Annotated in this window: 14 protein-coding genes; 1 reads left to right on the forward strand and 13 read right to left on the reverse strand. The window is 46.4% G+C overall.

Features of this window, described 5'->3' with window-relative positions; genetic code table 11:
• Window positions 1-70: 70 nt before the first annotated feature.
• Together CUN85_RS01270 and CUN85_RS01275 are read right to left on the reverse strand one after the other, a co-directional pair.
• Window positions 71-562, reverse strand: a complete 492-nt coding sequence (locus CUN85_RS01270) for a DUF2892 domain-containing protein (RefSeq protein ID WP_135388175.1) — start codon at window positions 560-562, stop codon at window positions 71-73.
• A gap of 151 nt (window positions 563-713) precedes the next feature.
• Window positions 714-2009, reverse strand: coding sequence for an MgtC/SapB family protein (locus tag CUN85_RS01275; protein ID WP_135388177.1), 1296 nt, complete (start codon window positions 2007-2009; stop codon window positions 714-716).
• Between the two features lie 137 nt (window positions 2010-2146).
• On the opposite strand from CUN85_RS01275, the gene CUN85_RS01280 reads away from it, so the two are divergent.
• Window positions 2147-4390, forward strand: coding sequence for an amino acid permease (locus tag CUN85_RS01280; RefSeq protein WP_135388180.1), 2244 nt, complete (start codon window positions 2147-2149; stop codon window positions 4388-4390).
• Window positions 4391-4793: 403 nt separating this feature from the next.
• Here CUN85_RS01280 and CUN85_RS01285 read toward each other — a convergent pair whose 3' ends face one another.
• Genes CUN85_RS01285 through CUN85_RS01335 form a run of 11 tightly spaced genes read right to left on the reverse strand, consistent with a single transcriptional unit; the run spans window position 4794 to window position 18681 of the window.
• Entirely contained in the window at window positions 4794-6806 is a 2013-nt protein-coding gene (locus tag CUN85_RS01285; protein WP_135388183.1) for an amylo-alpha-1,6-glucosidase, read from the reverse strand.
• 36 nt (window positions 6807-6842) lie between these two features.
• On the reverse strand, window positions 6843-8804 hold the full coding sequence (locus tag CUN85_RS01290) for a glycoside hydrolase family 15 protein (protein WP_135388184.1): 1962 nt from the start codon (window positions 8802-8804) through the stop codon (window positions 6843-6845).
• Window positions 8801-9610 (reverse strand): V4R domain-containing protein, encoded by an 810-nt coding sequence (locus tag CUN85_RS01295; protein ID WP_135388187.1) that lies wholly within the window; start codon window positions 9608-9610, stop codon window positions 8801-8803. The genes CUN85_RS01290 and CUN85_RS01295 overlap by 4 nt, the downstream gene beginning before the upstream one ends.
• Before the next feature lie 46 nt (window positions 9611-9656).
• Window positions 9657-10856, reverse strand: coding sequence for a glycoside hydrolase family 57 protein (locus CUN85_RS01300; RefSeq protein WP_135388190.1), 1200 nt, complete (start codon window positions 10854-10856; stop codon window positions 9657-9659).
• Window positions 10853-11983, reverse strand: a complete 1131-nt coding sequence (locus tag CUN85_RS01305) for an alpha-amylase (protein ID WP_135388193.1) — start codon at window positions 11981-11983, stop codon at window positions 10853-10855. Before CUN85_RS01305 ends, CUN85_RS01300 begins: the two co-directional genes overlap by 4 nt.
• An 11-nt stretch (window positions 11984-11994) precedes the next feature.
• The gene (locus tag CUN85_RS01310) at window positions 11995-12864 is read right to left on the reverse strand and encodes a mechanosensitive ion channel family protein (RefSeq protein ID WP_135388196.1); all 870 of its coding nucleotides are present in this window, start codon (window positions 12862-12864) and stop codon (window positions 11995-11997) included.
• Window positions 12861-13574 (reverse strand): DUF432 domain-containing protein, encoded by a 714-nt coding sequence (locus CUN85_RS01315; RefSeq protein WP_135388199.1) that lies wholly within the window; start codon window positions 13572-13574, stop codon window positions 12861-12863. The genes CUN85_RS01310 and CUN85_RS01315 overlap by 4 nt, the downstream gene beginning before the upstream one ends.
• Before the next feature lie 19 nt (window positions 13575-13593).
• Window positions 13594-14655, reverse strand: a complete 1062-nt coding sequence (gene corA, locus CUN85_RS01320; RefSeq protein ID WP_135388202.1) for a magnesium/cobalt transporter CorA — start codon at window positions 14653-14655, stop codon at window positions 13594-13596.
• Between the two features lie 59 nt (window positions 14656-14714).
• Window positions 14715-15878: a glycosyltransferase family 4 protein gene (locus CUN85_RS01325; RefSeq protein WP_135388206.1), complete on the reverse strand. Its 1164-nt coding sequence runs from the start codon at window positions 15876-15878 to the stop codon at window positions 14715-14717.
• A gap of 27 nt (window positions 15879-15905) precedes the next feature.
• Window positions 15906-16880, reverse strand: a complete 975-nt coding sequence (locus CUN85_RS01330; RefSeq protein WP_135388209.1) for a galactose-1-phosphate uridylyltransferase — start codon at window positions 16878-16880, stop codon at window positions 15906-15908.
• A 1-nt stretch (window position 16881) separates the two neighbouring features.
• The gene (locus CUN85_RS01335; RefSeq protein ID WP_135388356.1) at window positions 16882-18681 is read right to left on the reverse strand and encodes a glycosyltransferase; all 1800 of its coding nucleotides are present in this window, start codon (window positions 18679-18681) and stop codon (window positions 16882-16884) included.
• Window positions 18682-18725: the final 44 nt, after the last annotated feature.

Raw genomic sequence — 18725 nt, forward strand, 5'->3', positions numbered from 1 at the left:
TCCCTGTTTTTCAATCTTGTCATACGCTCATATGCAGGTCCCTCACTTTAATCTGGTTAAAGAAAAATACTTAAATGTTCTTGCTGGCACATAATGCTTCGATCGCGCGGTCCATACTGCTGTCTTCTTCGGCAACAGCCCCAAAGTCCCCGCGCAGGGCCTTAAGAGCATATTTCTCGACATCTATCTCCTTGCGGGTGCGTACGCCGAATCTTCTGAACAGCGATACTGGGGGGCACCATCCCTGTACAGCATGCTGGAACAAAAAGGCCGTAACGACCCCTGACAGAAGGAACCATTTCCGGTTGATCGTAAATCCAAAGGCTACTCCTGTAAATGCGAGCACGCTGGCATTGGTCTCTAACATACGATCGATATCCCATTCCTTATCCAGTTCATCGATCCTCTCGCCAATTTCGAAGTCTGACTTCCCTGCGTAAGAGAACAGGCTCTGCCGGATATCCCGGTTGATTTTCTCGTTTATTTCACGAGGTGTGTTAGCACGTACCCTGTCTCCTTTTACAAGTTCTTCATGGTAGCCTGTATCTCCCAATTCTTCCATATATGTCTCCCCAATCCAATTATAATCCCAATTAACCCTGTAACAGATTATGAGTGATAAATAGTGTGTTCACAATCATATAAATGTACTACTGCCCCGGCGGAAGAAGCCATGAAAATCTGCTAAATATGCTTAGACTGCGGGATCCGTCCTAGATCATCGTTGAACTTATGTAGTAGTTCCATACCGCAAGGGAAGCGATGCCTGATAGTGTGATTAGTACAAAATAGAATGCCACCTTGCGGAAAAGCCGGTTTGCGCCAGTGATCTTCATATACACGGGTTTGGAAAGTGTACTGATAATGCCTGCAACAACAGCAGTCTGGGCGGCCGTGTGGTAAGAAACTTTGCCTTCGATTGCAAGGGAAGCCATGGATGCCGTTACAGCTGAACTGCTGGCAATACCTCCGAGAGCGGTCGCATATGTACCAAGAGGTCCGCCGATGGAGTAGGTAATATTTGCGATTACCAGTATGATTGTGAACAGTATGCCGAACTTCAAAGCAGGAACAATGGCAAACGGAGACTTCAGGGAAATAGTCTCCTGTACAGGAGGCACGTTCTTTGCTTTACGTACCATCAGGTACGTCACCAGGGACATTATAATAAAAGGAGGTATCATCAAAAATGTTACCCTCCCTGATGTGTCGATAAGAAAAGCAATGATCAGGTCCCTTATTATCATAGATACAACAGTTAATAGCGAACCGACGTAAACATGTTCGATAAGTGATGGTTTCGTCCTGGATATATTTGACAGGGAAACGATCGCAGCCACACTGCTGGCGAGTCCTCCAAGAAAACCGGAATAAGCGATTCCTCCTTTTACACCTGTTTTTCTCAGGAGTACGTAACTGATGAAACTGACAGCAGATACGAGTACCACAATCAATATCACCGATTTCAGGCTAACCACATCATAGACCGGTTCATCAGGTACAATGGGATAGAGTATGAATGCAATAACTATGAACTGCAGAGCATCGATTATCTCCCTCTCTGAAAGACTCTCAGCCAGTGAATGGAGAGGCTTTTTCTCTATCAGCAGAAATGTAATGATCACTGCCAGGATTATCGCAATCTGGAAGAATCCCTTTGCTACCAGTATCCCCAGAAGGTAGGTTGAAAAAAGAGCTACTGCGGTGGTAAGACCTGATCTGCCCCTTACGACATTTGCCTCATATACAATAATAACACAGTTGATCCCTACGAACACAGCAGTGATGAAGAGTATCGCATATCCCACATAGTCGGCCAGGAAGGAGGAAAGGGTTCCAAGAATGCAGGTAATGGTGAATGTCCGGACCCCGGCAGAGATCTTCTTGTCCTGTCTCCAGCTTTCCCGCTCCAGGCCTATCAGGACTCCTATCAGGAGTGAAAGGCCTATTTTCGTTAAGATGTCTAACAGGAAAGGATCCAGACCAGGTGTTATTTCTGCAGGTATCATATGTTCCGATCAAATGGGGATTATCCGACTTAGGCATGGATAGTTTAATTTTCGTTTAAGAACAGATAAACATTATCCAGAACATAGAGGAACGGTTATATACTCTTGTTTATGAAACTTATCGGGGAATTTCGTTCATGTCTGTAGGTAATGATGATCCTCCGGAAGGAGAAAACCTGCAAAACAAGGTTGAAGAGCATAAAGGCATTGTACCTGGAAAAAAACTTTTCGGAACATTCGGAGGTGTGTTCGTCCCGACACTCCTGACGATTCTTGGTGTGATCATGTATCTGAGGGAAGGGTGGGTTGTCGGTAATGCAGGTCTTCTCGGAGCATGGCTTATTATACTTATCTCCTTTAGCATTACTCTTGCCACGGGTCTTTCTCTATCGTCTATTACGACCAATATCAGAATAGGTGCGGGAGGTGCCTTTTCTGTAATATCCCAGTCCCTTGGCCTTGAAGTCGGTGGCAGTATCGGAATTCCTCTTTATCTTTCCCAGACCCTCGCAGTGGCAATGTACATATTCGGTTTCCGTGCTGGCTGGCTCTGGATATTTCCGGACCATCCGGCTATAGTCGTAGACCTTTTGGCTTTTACTATACTGTTTGTTGTTGCCTACATCAGCGCATCCATGGCATTCAGGATACAGTACGTGATTCTGGCGATCATTATTTCTTCCTTCATATCTATCATCTGGGCTGCATACTCGGGTTCTATGCAGGAGCCTATTACGTGGTGGGGCTCTTTTGCAGGTTCTCCGGAGAATGAGTTTTCAGGAATTGGTTTCTGGGGTGTGTTTGCTGTATTCTTCCCGGCAGCCACAGGTATAATGGCTGGTGCAAACATGTCCGGGGAGCTGAAAAACCCCCGGCGTAGCATCCCGGTTGGTACGCTTTCAGCCATTGTCCTAAGTCTTGTCATCTATATGTTGCTGGCTTTCTGGCTTGCAAGTTCCGCAAGCAATGAAGAGCTGGTGAGCAATTATACGGTAATTGCAGAAAAGGCTGCATGGGGTCAGCTTATTGTTGCAGGTCTGCTGGGCGCCACATTCTCATCGGCCCTTTCGTCCATAGTGGGTGCGCCACGTATCCTGCAGGCTCTTGGTGATCATAAGATACTTCCCGCAAGTGACTGGCTGGCACAGAGATCAAGCTCAGGAGAGCCCCGCAATGCAATGATAATGACCGGTATCATAGTCTTCCTGGCACTGTTGCTGCGTAACCTGAACGCAATTGCTCCGTTTATTGCTATGTTCTTTCTGCTGACCTATGCAATGATCAATATGGTCGTGCTGATAGAACAGAATCTCCAGCTGGTTAGCTTCAGGCCTCTTTTCAGGATACCCAAGGCCGTTTCTTTTATAGGGGCCTTTGGGAGTTTTTTTGTAATGTTCATAATCAATCCCATATTCAGCCTGCTGGCGGTTGTGGTTGTGGTGCTGATACATGCCTATCTCCTGAAAAAACATCTGAAGGCACCTTTCGGGGATGTACGAAGCGGTCTTTTCGTAGCAATTGCGGAATGGGCTGCAAAACAGAGCAATAAGATCGCTCCTTCGAATGAAAGGACCTGGAAGGCAAATCTGCTGGTACCTGTGGAGGACCCCAATATACTGGCTGGCGCCTTCCATTTTCTGAAAGATATCACTTATCCCAAGGGTTCTATCAAGATACTCGGCCTGACAGGAAAGGTCGATGATAAAAAGCTCACATCCCGTCTGATAGACCTGACCAGCTCATTCAGGAAGAGGGGGGTCTTCTCTTCCTGGACTATCATCGACACCGAGACGTTCGAACAGAACCTGGTGGCAGGGATGGAAGCACTGGGTGGTTCGTTCTTCAGACCCAGGGTGCTGTTCATTCATATGGACAGTTTTGACGGTCAGGATGATAAGATCAGGAATGTGGTCAAGAAGGCTTCACAGCATAACATTGGTGTGCTGATACTGGCTGTTCACCGGAATGCTGTTTTTGGGAGAATGAACTCCATTAACCTGTGGATAGATGATCACAGTCCTGACTGGGACATCAGCATGGACCTGGGCAATCAGGACCTGGCCATTCTCATATCCTATAAGCTTAAGAAGAACTGGGAAGCATCACTGAGGATGATCACGAATGTACAGGAACAGCACAATGTTTACAAAGCTAAGGAGTATCTGGAGAACCTTGCTGAGATTGCAAGGATCCCGAATGTAAAGGATAAGGTCCTGCTTGGTGATATAAGGTCCAATATATCCAAAGCTCCGCAGGCTTCTATAAATATTTTCAGTATGGGACCCGACCCTGACTTTGATTTTATCCGCAGTGCCGTCGAACGGACAGGTTCTTCATGTCTGTTCGCGCTGGATTCAGGGGAAGAAAATGCCCTTGCATGATTTTAATGATATCTTCTCCGGTCAGCTGCATATGCTTTCCGATGTTTGGTCCGGATTCAACAGGTAAAGGCATGTTTAACTAAAATGATAAAGTATAAGAATGATAATGACCAAATTCCTAAAGGGGAGTGATTTACAAATGTTAGAATGGATCGTTAGAGTCCTGGTAGCTTTGATTGTTCTTCTTATATTATGGCAGATCTTGATGACCCTGCTTTAAGAGAGATAGCAACCGGCTTAACAAAACTTCCGGATGCAGACAGCTGTGGCTCATGCATCCGGATAAACACATGGGTGTAATGTAAAGAAAGGACTGACTAATGAGATCTGTCAAAATAATATTTCGGGCTGATCTTATGCTAATATGACAGTTAGTTCTAATTCATGTTTTTGTCTCTCTATTCTATCTCTGATGCTTTACAACATTACTCTGATACAGTATCTCCTCTGCCTGGATACGGCTTATCTCTGCAACACTCCATGCCTGGGAAATGCATCCGCCCGGTATGTGGGGAGCATCCCCGTCAAATATCTCTGAAATAGTGCCAATACCTGCCTCATCAAGGTGTTTTCTGAGGCTTTCAAGGAGCAGTTCCATCTCTGTTTTGCTATCCTCTGAGTATTCTTTAATTTTCCTGTATGCCGTTATGTACGGTCCGAGCAACCATGCCCAAACTGTACCGTTATGATATGCGCGGTCTCTGTTCAGGGTATCTCCTTGATAGTTCCCTATATATTTTGCATCAGACGGGGAAAGGGTCCTGAGGCCATAAGGTGTCAGCAGTTCCCTTGTGACAACATCAACGATGCTCTTCTCCATTCTTCGGGGCAGCATGGTAAACGGGAGTGACACGGCAAGGATCTGGTTCGACCTTACAGAAGCATCCTTTTCATCAGACCCGTTATCCGGTCCCGGGATGGTATCATAGAGACATTCCTTTTCCCTGTTCCAGAATTTTTTCTCGAAACTACTTCTGGCTCTTTCGGCGGTCTTGGTAAATGCAACTGTGTCTTTCCCGAGGCGTTCTCCCATGTACTCTGCATATCTCAGGGCATTGTACCAGAGGGCATTTATCTCACAGGCTTTTCCTTTTCTGGGTGTTATCTCCAGGTCACCAACCTTCGCATCCATCCAGGTAAGCTGTCCCCCATGGGATATCAGGCAGTCCTCATCCATTATAATATCAAATTCCGTGCCTTCGCGGTAACGGGCCAGTATAGCTTCGACCGTGTTCCACATGGTATTGATAAATTCAGTGTCATCTGTGTAGTCGAAGTATCTTCCCAGAGCATGAATGAACCAGAGGGATGCATCCACTGTGTTATAAAGCGGCGATGCATTCGGGTTATCGGGAAACACGTTGGGTATAAGGCCTTCCCGACAGTTGTCTGCAAAGGTCGAGAGTATATCCCTGGCAACATCGAACCTGCCTGTTACAAGTGTTAATCCGGGCAGTGATATCATAGAATCCCTTCCCCAGTCCGCAAACCAGTGATAACCGGCTATAACGGTCTTTGAGCCTGTGGAAGTTCGACTGACTATAAAAGAGTCTCCTGCAGTGACGAGCCTCCCGAAAAAAGCATCATCTTTGTCGCATTGTTCTACAAGCTTTACCCTGCGCCCGATCTCCCGGTCAAGCGATTCCCGGACATATCCGATATCAAAATGATCTGGCAGATCCGTATCTTCTGTGGATGCAACAATAAAAACAGATGAATTTCCTTTTCCAATACTGGTTTCGAAATATCCCGAATTGAAATTATCCTCTATGTAAGGATAACCCCTTGAGAGTTCCATATCATATTCAAAATCGTAGTACCAGTAAGTCTGTGGTGTGTACCACATATCCGAACTCAGGTATAGTGTACTCTGTCCGTTTTTCAGGACTGTGCTCTTTTCTGCAGCCTGCTGGTCGAAACTGATATCATCGGCTCTGGTCAGATGGTGGATATTTCTGTCGTTCACAAGTGGAAATACCCTGAACCTCACTTGAGTATTGAGGGGGTTGTTTATGTTGTATATTATCACGGTCGTATTTTTTCCATAGACCATGAACACCTTCTTTTCAATACTGATATCTCTGACATTGTAGTTAAAGGAAGGAACCGGTTCTGTGGTGAAGTTTTCAAGGTACTGGTAACCATGAGGATGGATATTACCTGGATATTTGTGCACTCCGAGGTAATATGTTTCCTCTCCGATACGGATTTCCTCGTCAAGTGAGGAGAGCAGCAATCTTCGTTGCACCGGAGGGTTCATGGCTGCTATCATCAATCCATGGTACTTTCTGGTGTTCATTCCCAGGGAAGTGGATGAAGCGTATCCTCCAAGACCGTTGGTAATTATCCACTCCTTGCTCAGCAACTCTTCCTTTATGCCATATCCGGTCCCGGGCGTATAAGTAGTGTTCTTCATAGTGATATCTTACCATATCAAAGCACTGCCAAAAGGCTACTTCAGTCCATCAAGCAGAACGATGTTTTCCAGCATCAGGGCACAGCTCCAGCATAAAGGAATGGCCCATGCCGGCCTGCCAGTGTGCTTGTTCACCTGCTCAGGTAACATTCCGGCACTGGTAGTCCCCCTAAGTGACCATCGGATGTATTCCAGTGCTTCAGTTGTCATTATTTTCCATTCTTCATTCTTTTCAGTACCATCATTTACGCCCTTGATCGATCCCGCAAGTGAGAGCATCGCCTTTGACAGCCATAGAGTTGTCACTACCCAGGGATTACCGTCAATATACGTATCATCCTCATATCGTTTGATACCAAAATGATCATTAACCCGTACCCTGAGCCTGGACTCGATGTTGCCGATCATCGAATGGATCATTGCCCGTTCGTTCTCATCATCCGCAGAGAGCATATTGAAGGGTACGAAAGTACCAAGGATACTGGCATCGATGTCTTTATCGATTCTGCCATTATGGGCTATTCCCCTTGCAAAGTAACCTTCCTCCGGCAGCCACAACTGTTTAATTGTCTGTTGTTTGATCAGTTCAGCTCTTTCAAGCCATCTGCTGGCAAGATCCATTTCGTTATAGTCCTTTGCCATCTGTGCAGCACCTACCAGCCCGCCGTAGATCGCAGCATTGGTATAGGTGAAGATGCCGGAATAGGTTTCCCAGAGGCATATGCAGGGTTCATGCATCCCTTCCGGAGTTCTTCTCATCAGGTATTCAGCTGCTGAGAGGACAGTCGCCCAGATCCTGTCAAGGAACTCTCTTTTGAGTACAGGTTCCAGACTGCTATAATAACTCTCCATTGCAAAGAGCGTGGAGCCGGTCTCATCTATCTGGGTGGAATGACTGAAGTTTCCCCATGAGGAACCTGCATTGCCATCAAGCCAGTATCGCTGGAACCAGGAACCATCCGGGAGCTGGGTCTTTTTGCACCACCTGAAGAAACGTTCGCAGTATTCGGGGTATCCTGCATTTAGAAGCGCGATCACAATCTCTGAGCTGTCCCTGTTCCAGCAATAACCGTATCCGCCGCTTTTTTCAAAATCATGGTCGAATTCAGGTGCCGCAACAAAGGAGCCTCTGACCGGGTCATTGAGGATGCTTAGTGTAAGCAATGAACGGTTGAATGCTTCCATCAGTTCCAGCCTGACAGACTCAAATCCCGGCAGATCCTTAAGTTCCAGTAGCGTTTTTCTGGAGAGCCACTTAATCCCGCTTTCTTGAGTCTCATTGAGCATGTTTTCCATAGTCTGATTGCGTATGTCGCGTATTCTTCCGTAAAGCGATAGTCTTGTGGATGCAGCACTGATGAATATGGTTATCTCGGCTGTAGAACCGGCATCAATGTCCAGTTTCCATCCGATGGCATTGTTTATGTTGCCTATGTCCTCGCGGTTGTTCTGAAGTTCACCATCTTCCATGTCGTACTTGGCATTGGTCCACCAGATAGTGTCAAGCGCCTTTCCTATCTGCCATTCTTCGAATACAGGTCGCGAGCTGATCCCGATGTGGTAGTCCTTCCAGTACTGAACGAGCATCCCGGCATCATGATCGCAGAATGCAGAATTCTTTTTCTGCATCTCGCCAATCTTGAAATTGGAGTAGTAAAAGAACTTCCCGTGAAATCCTCCGTGGGATGTTATACTGTAATTACGCACCATTATGGGCTGGTCCGTATGGATAAAATCCCTGATATGCATTTTCAGACCGCAGGGATGCACCAGTTCAGTATTCACAATATTGGTGTTCTCGAAGTATCTCTGACTGACGTGCCATTCGTGATCGTTGGACCAGATGAGCCTGTGCCCGTCATACAAACAGGACTGGGATTCTTCCAGATGCTGGGCGAAGTCCCTGCCAGGGTAGAAAAAACCGAAGAGCTCTCCTTTTTTACCCATGGTGACCAGTAACTGCCGGTTACCCAGGATAGAATTGGGTTGTCTGATCAATCCAGCTCTCTCCTCAGAACGTGTTCTATCTTTGTACCCTCTGGCGCAGGAGACACTATATGCTCACAGGAAATGTGTCCTGTGGTCAGACACTGACTTTCCCGTACTCGTACCGCTCTTTTGGTAACTTCCGATATGAAACCTGCAAAAAAACCACTGACATATGCACAAACGGGTACTTCGCTCTCTTTATATGAATCGGAAATGAAACAATCTCTGGTCGTAATAGTACCTTTAAGGCTGTGGATGTCGATATCATATTCCAGTATTCCCCATCCTGCAGCCATGAAAAGCTCTTTTAACAGGTCAAAACAGTTATTCTCATTAATATTGATAATTTCTCTTAAAAGTTTGACTGCAATGGTACCGCTTTTAATTCCGGTAAGCATTTGAATCCCTTCAGCTTGCTGAACGTGTTCGTTCAATATTTTCAGGATATCGACAAATGTCCTAGCCCTTAAAATGATGGCCCTTTCTCCGAAAAGGCTTAAAGGGAAATCTACAGCCTGCATGACCTGGTTCCTTGAGATCCCGAATTCCACATTCAGTACCACATCAAGTTCCTCCAGCTCTTTGACAATGCTGCTTACATCCTTTCCCTTCTCAACTTCCGTGAAGATGACATATTTGCCTCTTGAGGGGTCTTCAAGACTATCAAGATATGCAAACCTCATATCAAGTCCTTTCTCTGCAAACAGGGATGTAATGTCAGCTTCCGAATGTACGGTATTCCTATAGGCTACCCTGAACCAGATGACTTCAGCTTCTTCGTCAGCTTTTGAGAACATGCAAAGGTCTCGTACCATGATCTGAACTCCTTGTAAATTGAATATAATTGTAGCAAGTAAAACCTTATTCCGTTTTTCTTAGCTTCCTGAAAACCTTTTCCTTAAGATCCATCATCACTGCCATGAAATTGACTGCAGCGTCATAAGGCGAGGAATGTATACTGAAATACGAATGAACATCTCCGTCACCCAGCCATTTTGTACTCATGTAGTAATAATGGTCCGATGTCAGCAGATGTTTCCATATCTTTATGAGCTCTTTATCACCGGTTGCCTTTACATATGGTTCAAGCATCTTTGCTTCCTCAAAACATCGTCTCTGCATATCGTTCCCAAGCCAGGCGCTGGTATCTCTTTCAATATCGGCCCAGGAGATCGTCGAGAACTCCCCGACATCTATCTCGCCTGCAGGGGAGTAGTTTTTGATAGTCTGGGAAGGGGTGAAAAATCTCACACCCCGGTCGGTGATCTCTCCGGGCAGTGCCCTGAGAAATTCAAATATCCCTGTATCTGTCCACTGATGCTCTCCGAATGTCTCGTAATCCATGAATATATTGCCTGTCTCCCCTGAACTGCTGGATATCCAGTCTGCCCATTTGTTTGCAGTCAGCGGATATTCCTCCCACCAGGGAGATGAGAAACGGTATCCAATGTCATCACTCAACTTGTAGTTCCGGAGAAGCACTGCAATATCGCTGCCTTTTGCCTTATATACATGGTTCGGGGACCTGCCTTCCAGTACCCGCTCGATACCTTCGGTCAGTATTGCCTTATAACCCATTTCCGCAGCTAACCCGGCTATGGTGTTATTGTACATGAGCTCTGTGTTCCTGAAGACTTGCGGCTCGACACCCAGCATCTGTGATATTGCTCTGCGGTGCTCCCTGACCTCTTCGATGAATTCCTCCCTTGACTCGAAAAGTGCAGCAAGAGAATGGTAGTAAGTCTCATCAAGGAACTCCACGCAACCTGTATCTGCAAGCTCACGGAAAGAGTCCAGCACGTCCTCGCCCCAGCTCTCACACTGGCTCAAAAGAGTGCCTGTAATCGACATGCTTGCCCTGAACTCACCATTAGTGGTATCTATAAGTTCCAGTATAGTGCGGTTTGCGGGCAGGTAGCATTTCTCAGAAACCCTCCGAAAGATATCTTTATTGATATCGTTATCGAAATATCTCTCAAATCCGCCTGACCTTTTATCAGGCCAGAACCATTTTAGCCTGTGTGGCTGGTGAAGCTCAAAGTAAAAGCAAAGAGACTTCATTTACAACCCTCCACTAAAGATCGTTTCAGATCGGATAGTATAGAAAAATTATTGACCGCTCTCTCATATCCCATACGACGTCCTTCTGCATTCATTTCAAGGAAAATATCAGTCTGCTGCAGGTGACGATATATGTTCCTGAGCTTTTCACTTTTCTCATCAGGGCCACAAATGGCAAGCTCGTCACCAATAGTCTGGAGCTCATACATGTAAAGATGCTGTGCATGGTTGCCTAAGAGGTTATGCATACCGTAACGTGCTGTCTTTTTAGAATGAAGGGATGGCAGTTTCTCCGTGCTGTATCTTCCTGCAGCTTCCTCCGGTAAGAGCATTTCAATATCCTGCTTCGCCAGACTTGCCGGCAGGTCCCTGAGAAACTGCAGAATTTCTGTGTTCTTCCGGAGATGGTTTTGAAGTGCATCGTACTTTATGTACAGTGTGATCACATCCCCCTGCACACCTGCGACCCATGCAGCGAATTTTTCAGGTATCAATGGGAATCCGGGCCATGTCCTGTCGGAGAACATCCTTTCGATGTCTTCGCTTAGATTGATGTGGCGCAAAAGGGTCGGGACCTCATTTTCATATACACATACAGGCTCACTACCATTGATCAGGTTTTGTGAACCCTCTGCTATGAAACATTCAAATCCCATGGCCCTGATAGAACCCATGACCTTCTGCTCAAGCAGCAGTTCCGGGTTTGCAAAGGATACAGGTTTCATGCCGAACAGATCCTCCAGTGTTTCGACATGCATGTGCACCTGTGTTTCAAACTCTTTTAGATCATCGAACAAAGGACAGGCCGAATGATAATAAGGAGATGCTATAAGGCCTGCACCCATACTGACAAGCTCCTTGAAGCTACGCAGTATGCCGGGTGTCCATTTGCATTGTTCCAGAAAGACACCTGATATATCAAAAGCATATTTCCCGCCATTATCCATAGAATCTGCCAGGGCGCGGTTGATGTCTGTCATATCCTTTTCCAGCCTTGTAAAATTCTGGAAAGCCTTCTCCATATCAAAGTACTTTTTAATTTCCGGAGAAGCGTATCCTTCCCACGGCCAGTACCATCTGACGGGCAATGGAAGGTGCACCTCAAAACAAACGCATACGGTCTTCATCAGCTCTCTCCTCAAAATGTCTCATTGATCTCATTCTCATTACTCCCGATCTGAGGTATCCTCTCTGTCTGCAGTTCGCTGGCAAACCAGACGGTTCTCTGTGGGAAGGGGATCTCTATACCATTCTCTCCAAGTGTCTTTTTGATGACCCAGAGAAGCCTTGTCTTCAGCTCGTACCACTCGGTTATGGGCGCCCATATCCTTACAAGTATATTGACCGAGTTATCTCCAAGGTTATCAACAAATATTCCCGCTGGTGGGTCCTTGAGTGCAAAGGGTTCCTTATCCAGTATCTCCTGAATAATCTCTATTGCCTGATCGGCATCATCTTCGTAACGTATCCCAACGACGTAATCGAATCTCCTTACCACGTTTGCAACGTAATTGGTTATGTCGGTCGTGAAAACAGTCTCGTTCGGTATCCTCATGTACAGGCCGTCATAAGTCCTGATGATAGTGGAGATCATGTTTATGTCTTCCACATACCCTGCATGGTTGTTGATGTTGACCTGGTCACCAATCTTGACAGGCCGTTCGGTCATCAGAAACAGGCCGGATATGAAATTCCCGACAATGCTCTGACTTGCAAAACCTATAACGATACCTACGACACCACCGGCCACAAGGAGGCCTGAGGGTTCTATGTTAAGGATAGGGAAAATAAAGACCACAATAGCAAGTACGATCACGCCATAATATGCTACCTTCTGCATAATATTCATATGCTCAGAATCGATCTTGTCCTTGAGGGACCTCTGCATATATATGCTGATTCCTTTTCCGATGGCAATTGCTATAAAGAGGATCAGCACAACCCCTATGATCTTAAGTATCATGTCCTGGAAAGTCAGGACCGAGTCCATCACTCCGGTAACATTCATAGGCCGAACTCCATTATGCTCTTTGTGCTGTTAAGCAGTATCTTGCGTGATGTGTACAGTTCAACCGATCTGTGGAAACCAGGTGACAGGGCATATGTCTGGAATTCCGTTTCTGCAAGGCTCTTATTTATTATCTTCATTTGAGCCCTCATGGATATTCTGTCCGAACCGTAGTATATCTTCATCCCATAAGCGTTGAACACGGCCCTGGTCAATTCCATCCAGTTATTTGTGTCGTTAATGATCTCCAGTTCCAGATCTCCTTCACGAAGTATGTCCGGATGGGGGTATGAAGAATGGACCTCGCTTTCCCAGTACTTGCATATAACTCCCCGGTTGGGATCGCCATAGAGGGTGAACTTACTGGGAGCAAGTGTCAGTATGTCTATGAGTTCATGTTCCCCTCTTTTCCTTGATACGAATATACCTATCTCTACCGGGAATTTCAGATGTACCGTCTGTTTCTCGTAAGGAGCGATCATAACTGGACGTTGGAACTCTATAAGCAGGAACGAACTCAGGGCCTTGGGGATGTTCACAGGTTCAATGGGGTTTATGAGGAATTCACAGCCATTGTGAAGGAGGATCTTTTCAACTGTATCGTCTCCATTCAGAACTCTCTTGTAGACGAGGTTGCCATTCTCCTTTTCTACTGATATTGTGATGTCTTCTTTCTCTATTGTGAAAGGTGGAGTATATTTATTGAACATTATAGGGTCCTTTACTGTTTTATAACCATTTCTTGTTGCGGAAATACATGACCATTGCAGCGGATACCATTATCATGATAATCCACACAGCCGGGTATCCCCATTTCCATTCCAGTTCGGGCATGTACTCGAAATTCATGCCATATACACCTGCAACAAAGGTAAGTGGTATGAATATAGTGGCTATTATAGTTAATGTTTTCATGACCTCGTTCATCTTATTACTGATACTGGACAGATAAAGGTCCATTACTCCGGTAATGATATCGCGGTATGTTTCGATGCTCTCGGCCACCCGGATAGTGTGGTCATATATATCCTTCAGATATATCTGTGTGGTATCTGCTATAAGCGGGGGTCCGGTCCGTTCCAGACCGCTGATCACTTCTCTGAGCGGCCACACGGACTTGCGGAAGTATATGATCTCCTTTTTCAGGTCATGGATATCTTCAAGTGTCTCAGAAACGGGGTTCTGGATCAGCTCGTCTTCAAGTGTTTCTATAATCTCACTGACTCTCTCCAGCACAACAAAATAATTGTCAACTATGGAATCCATCAGGGCATAGGCAAGATAACTGGCATCCATGGAGCGGATGCGCCCTTTTGAGGTCCTTAACCTCTTCCTCACGGCATTGAATGTATCACCTTCGACTTCCTGGAAGGAAACAACAAAATCCCGGCCAAGTACAAGGCTTACCTGTTCGGCCTTGATGTCGTTATCAATATCGTCATACCGCAGCATCTTGAGCACCAGGTATATGTATGACTCGTAATCCTCAATTTTCGGACGCTGGTCCGTATGCAGGATATCCTCCATCACTAGCGGATGCAGTTCCAGGTGTTTTCCCAGCTTCTCAATGATATCTATCTGATGTATGCCGTCAACGTTTATCCAGGTCACACCTTTGCGGTCCTGTTCAAAACAGTCCTCTATTCTCTCTGCGACTTTTTCCTCAAAGCTGTCCTGGTCGTAGTTTATCAGGGTGATCTTCGGCCTTTCAGTTTTCCTGTCACCGATATGCACAATAGTGCCCGGCGCAAGGCCTGCTTTTCTTGAATATCCATTGAGCAAGTTTTTCATCCATATCGCCTGATGTTATCAATTTTTCAAGAGGAGCAACATTACATCGCCGGACACTCTCAGTTCTTTGCATCAAGATAGATCTCTACTGTCTTCTCAGCTATCCTGTCCCAGTTGTATTTATCCCGGAGTTGTTCCCTTCCTGCTTTTCCAAGCTCTCCGTCAGCATAGTTGTCCAGTACATAATTGATCCCCCATGCGATAGATTCGGGATTTTTGTACACGGTAACACCGTTTTTGAAATTGTCAACAAGTTCAACGGCGTCAGTTGCTACGATATTCCTGCCGGCATCCCATGCCTCCAGCAGGACGATGCCAAAAGGCTCATTGCGGCTTGGGACGCACATGACGTTACAGGCATTGACCCATTCCTTTTTGACCATCTCACTGGCATAACCCAGGAAATGACAGCTGTCACTGACTGCCAGCTCAGATGCAAGTTTCTCGCAAACGGGTCTCATCTCCCCTTCCCCTATCAGTACGAACCTGGCATCCCATCTGTTCTCAAGTACCTTTGGTATTGCCTGTACCAGCAGATCAGGCCCTTTCTGGTAGTTCATCCGTCCCACGAACAGAATAACAGGTGCATAGGGATGTATGCCATGAGCGGATTTGACCTTCCCGGCATCAACCTCCATCCTCATATTGTTCTCATAGAGTCCGTTGGGGATGATCGCCATTTTGTATTCAGGGATCTGGTATAGGTACTGTATCTCTGCTTTGAGGGCCTCGGAAGTGACGATCACCTTGGCTGATTCATATCCTCCTCTCCATTCCCTGTGACTTATCTCGGTGGCCTCCCACCAGCTTCCATGAACATTGCCGTTCCTGCCCCATTCGGTACTGTGGTAGGTGATGATGAAGGGGATTCCCAGATCGTCTTTTATTCTTGTGACCACGTTCACAGGATGCCAGTCGTGGACATGTACGATGTCAAAACTGCCAAATCGTGTGACGCTGTCCAGGAAAGCATAGAACATTGCATCGCACATACTATTCATCTGCTGAGCTATGCCTCCGTTAAGGGAATGGTTGACACGGTGATAATGCACTCCTTTGATCATCTCATAGGGGGTCATATCTTGATTACGGGTGAATATATGAATCTCATCACCCCTTGATGCAAGCGCTTCTGCAAGTTCGGAAACGTGCGGAGCAAGTCCCCCAACCTTTACCGAGTAAAGGCTTTCCCATGAAAACATCGCGATTCTTAGATTTTCCATAAAATATCCTCCCTTAGATCTTGTAGTTCACTCCCTGTCCAGCAGATGCTTAACTGCCAGCTCAGGGGGTATTGAGTTTATATGTATGTCCGTATTCTTTTCAAAGCCTGCTGCAATTGATGTGGCAGGCTGTATCCTTATATTGAAATGATAGTCAGGCTCTTCGGCCTGAAATATCATATAGTTGTATGCAAGCTCCGGAATTGTTGCATCCAGTCTTGAGATGGCAGATCTCAGACACTTTCCCAGAGAGAGAAGTAACCTATCGCTGAAGCCGGAGATATGGTTCACATGTTCCAGCGGAAGTATCCATAGCTCATATGGTACTTTCGAGCAGAAAGGCGCTATCACGACAAAATCCTGATTCCTGCAGACCAGCCTTTGACTATCTATTTCCTTTTCAACGATAACGCAGTAAGGGCACTTATCAAGGCCTTCTATTGCCCGTATCTCCTTCTGAAGGCTGGGAGGCACAAATGGGATCGCGATGAGTTGCGAATGTGTATGCCCAAGGGATGCACCAGCTTTCTTGCCCAGGTTCTTGAAAAGAGATACATATCTCACACCATCCCTTGAACGATAGTACATTACCCTGTCCCTGTACACCTGCATAAGGAACAGCATCTTCTCATCACTGAAAAGGTTCAGTCTGTCCTCATGGCGGGGGCTTTCCACGATCACCTCATGAAAACCATAACCTTGCATGATCTCAGGATCCGGGGAGGATACTTCTTCCGTGTCAGGTGAGAGTGCAGGGAACATGTTGGGGATACATCTTACATCCCATCCGCTCACTCTCTGGCCCTCACCATCCCTGAGGATCTCTCCGCCTTTGTATACTGCTGTTGCAGGAGGGGTACGGTCTTCATTTCCCTGGCAGAAAACACAACCTGAAGAGGCCCTGCCTACATCACGCGCCTCTGCTGCAGAAGGCCTTTTTCCCCTGTCGGATGCTATTATGCAGTACTCGTCAAGGAAGTAGTGTTTGCGGATCTCTGACATATTATTTTATCCTTGTACCTGTAAGGAGTTCATAGTATTGCTTTGTGGGTGCTTCCCAGTTCATATCCCCTGCGAGCAGGCTTGCTTCCTGGCAGAGCAGATTGTACTTGACCCTGTCATCGGTATAGGTGTCGATGAAGTAATCCATTGCAAGTGCGTAATCGGTTATCGATTCAAGATAGGGGAGATTGATGTTGTCTACGACTATTACACCACCCATGCCCATAACAAGCCTTTGGAGGGTGCCTAGGGCATCGCTGAAACCGCATACCTTGCTGACTATGCTCGGTGTTGCTTCTTTTCCGGCTTCGAGGCCTGTCAGGAGGAACGGCTCATACCTGGAGGGGAAAACACCTGCAATACACCCTGCCATGAACTCGTCTGTTTTCATATTCAATCCGCCGTCATGGTCTGACAACCATTGAGGATAAAGCACCGCAGCCACATGTCGGCTCCCGTCGGGAATACGGGAACATTCCAGCCCCCTGGCCTGTATCATTTGCTGCAATCTTATTTCCTCGCCTATCAGTAGCTCTTCCGGGAGGTATATCGGGAAATTGTCAGGTGTATTGGTCTTTGGGCCGTGGGCTGCTACAATAAAACAGATGATCCTGTAATCCTCATCAAGATAACCTGCATCTATCTGTGTCTTTACCATTCTGTCAAGTATGACCAGCGAATCCAGGAGGTCCGGATATCCTTTGTTCTCGATCTCGATGCGGGAAATGGAAAATATGGGTACTATCCTGTCGGGAGGGATCACTTTGCTGTCGTATACACTGTATATCTTCTCCGAAAGGAATTTCTGTATCTTCTTACGGTATGCTTTCTTCTTTTCCCATTCGATATCATCCGGGTGCAGGTCTATGCCGTTGCGCACGACTATGGAATCGATCCCGTAGAACAGCTTTATTTCCCTGAGGGTCGAGTCTCCGACAGCAGTGACCACATCAGCATGGGATGACAGCGACTCAAGCTTTGAAAAATTGGCAGGTACTCCACTATCCCATGAGCTGTCCTTTTCTCTCACCTTCCGGATAGAACGATGGCCTGAGGATCTCCCTGGTATCGTTGCATGGTATGTTGCAACGGTCTGGACATTCACACCGATCTTATGAAGACGGGCAGCGGCATAGAATACTCCGAACTCATGGCAGTGAAGTGAAACCTGCATGGACGGGAGCAGGGAGGCTGCAAACTCCGATACCGCATTATCGTGATATCCGGCAGCGATCTTTTCTCCTGCAGTCACAAGGATCCGGATGAACTCGGAGATCGCATAGGAAAGATTAAGGTAGTGGGTGTACTCCATGCCATTGTTCATGTTCTCATAATGAAGGGAGTCCAGTCCCAGAAAATCGTATGCCTCGGATTTGATCATGCTTGCCAGGGACATGGTCTTGCCTTTATATTCTGTATTCAGGCGGTCGAAATCCTTTGTTTTGAACATCAGGTAAAGTATATCTGTGTCCCGTACCTTCCCTGACCTGATATGTGTCTCTATGCCCTTCGACCGGAGGGTATCAAGTGTTGTGAGCAACTCACCTTCGGCTGCATATTCATCGAATTCACTCAGGTCCGTTATACGATTGAGCCCTTTGTTCCAGTCGGCACCACTGTGGCCGTAATAAGGGCCTGCAACAATGATCACAGGTGGTCTCTCTTCACTGATGACGCCATCGCTTATGAGCTTTGCAAGATTTCTGGCCTCAGCATCAATGACATTCCAGATACCGCCCATTTTGTTAGACTTTGGTCCTGCTTCTTCACCCGCTATTACGATGAACTTTTTTTCCAGCATCATCCAGCTCCCATTTTCTCGTCTTTTCTCTATATTACCGATTG

The organism is Methanolobus halotolerans (assembly GCF_004745425.1).
Classification (GTDB): Archaea; Halobacteriota; Methanosarcinia; order Methanosarcinales; family Methanosarcinaceae; genus Methanolobus; species Methanolobus halotolerans.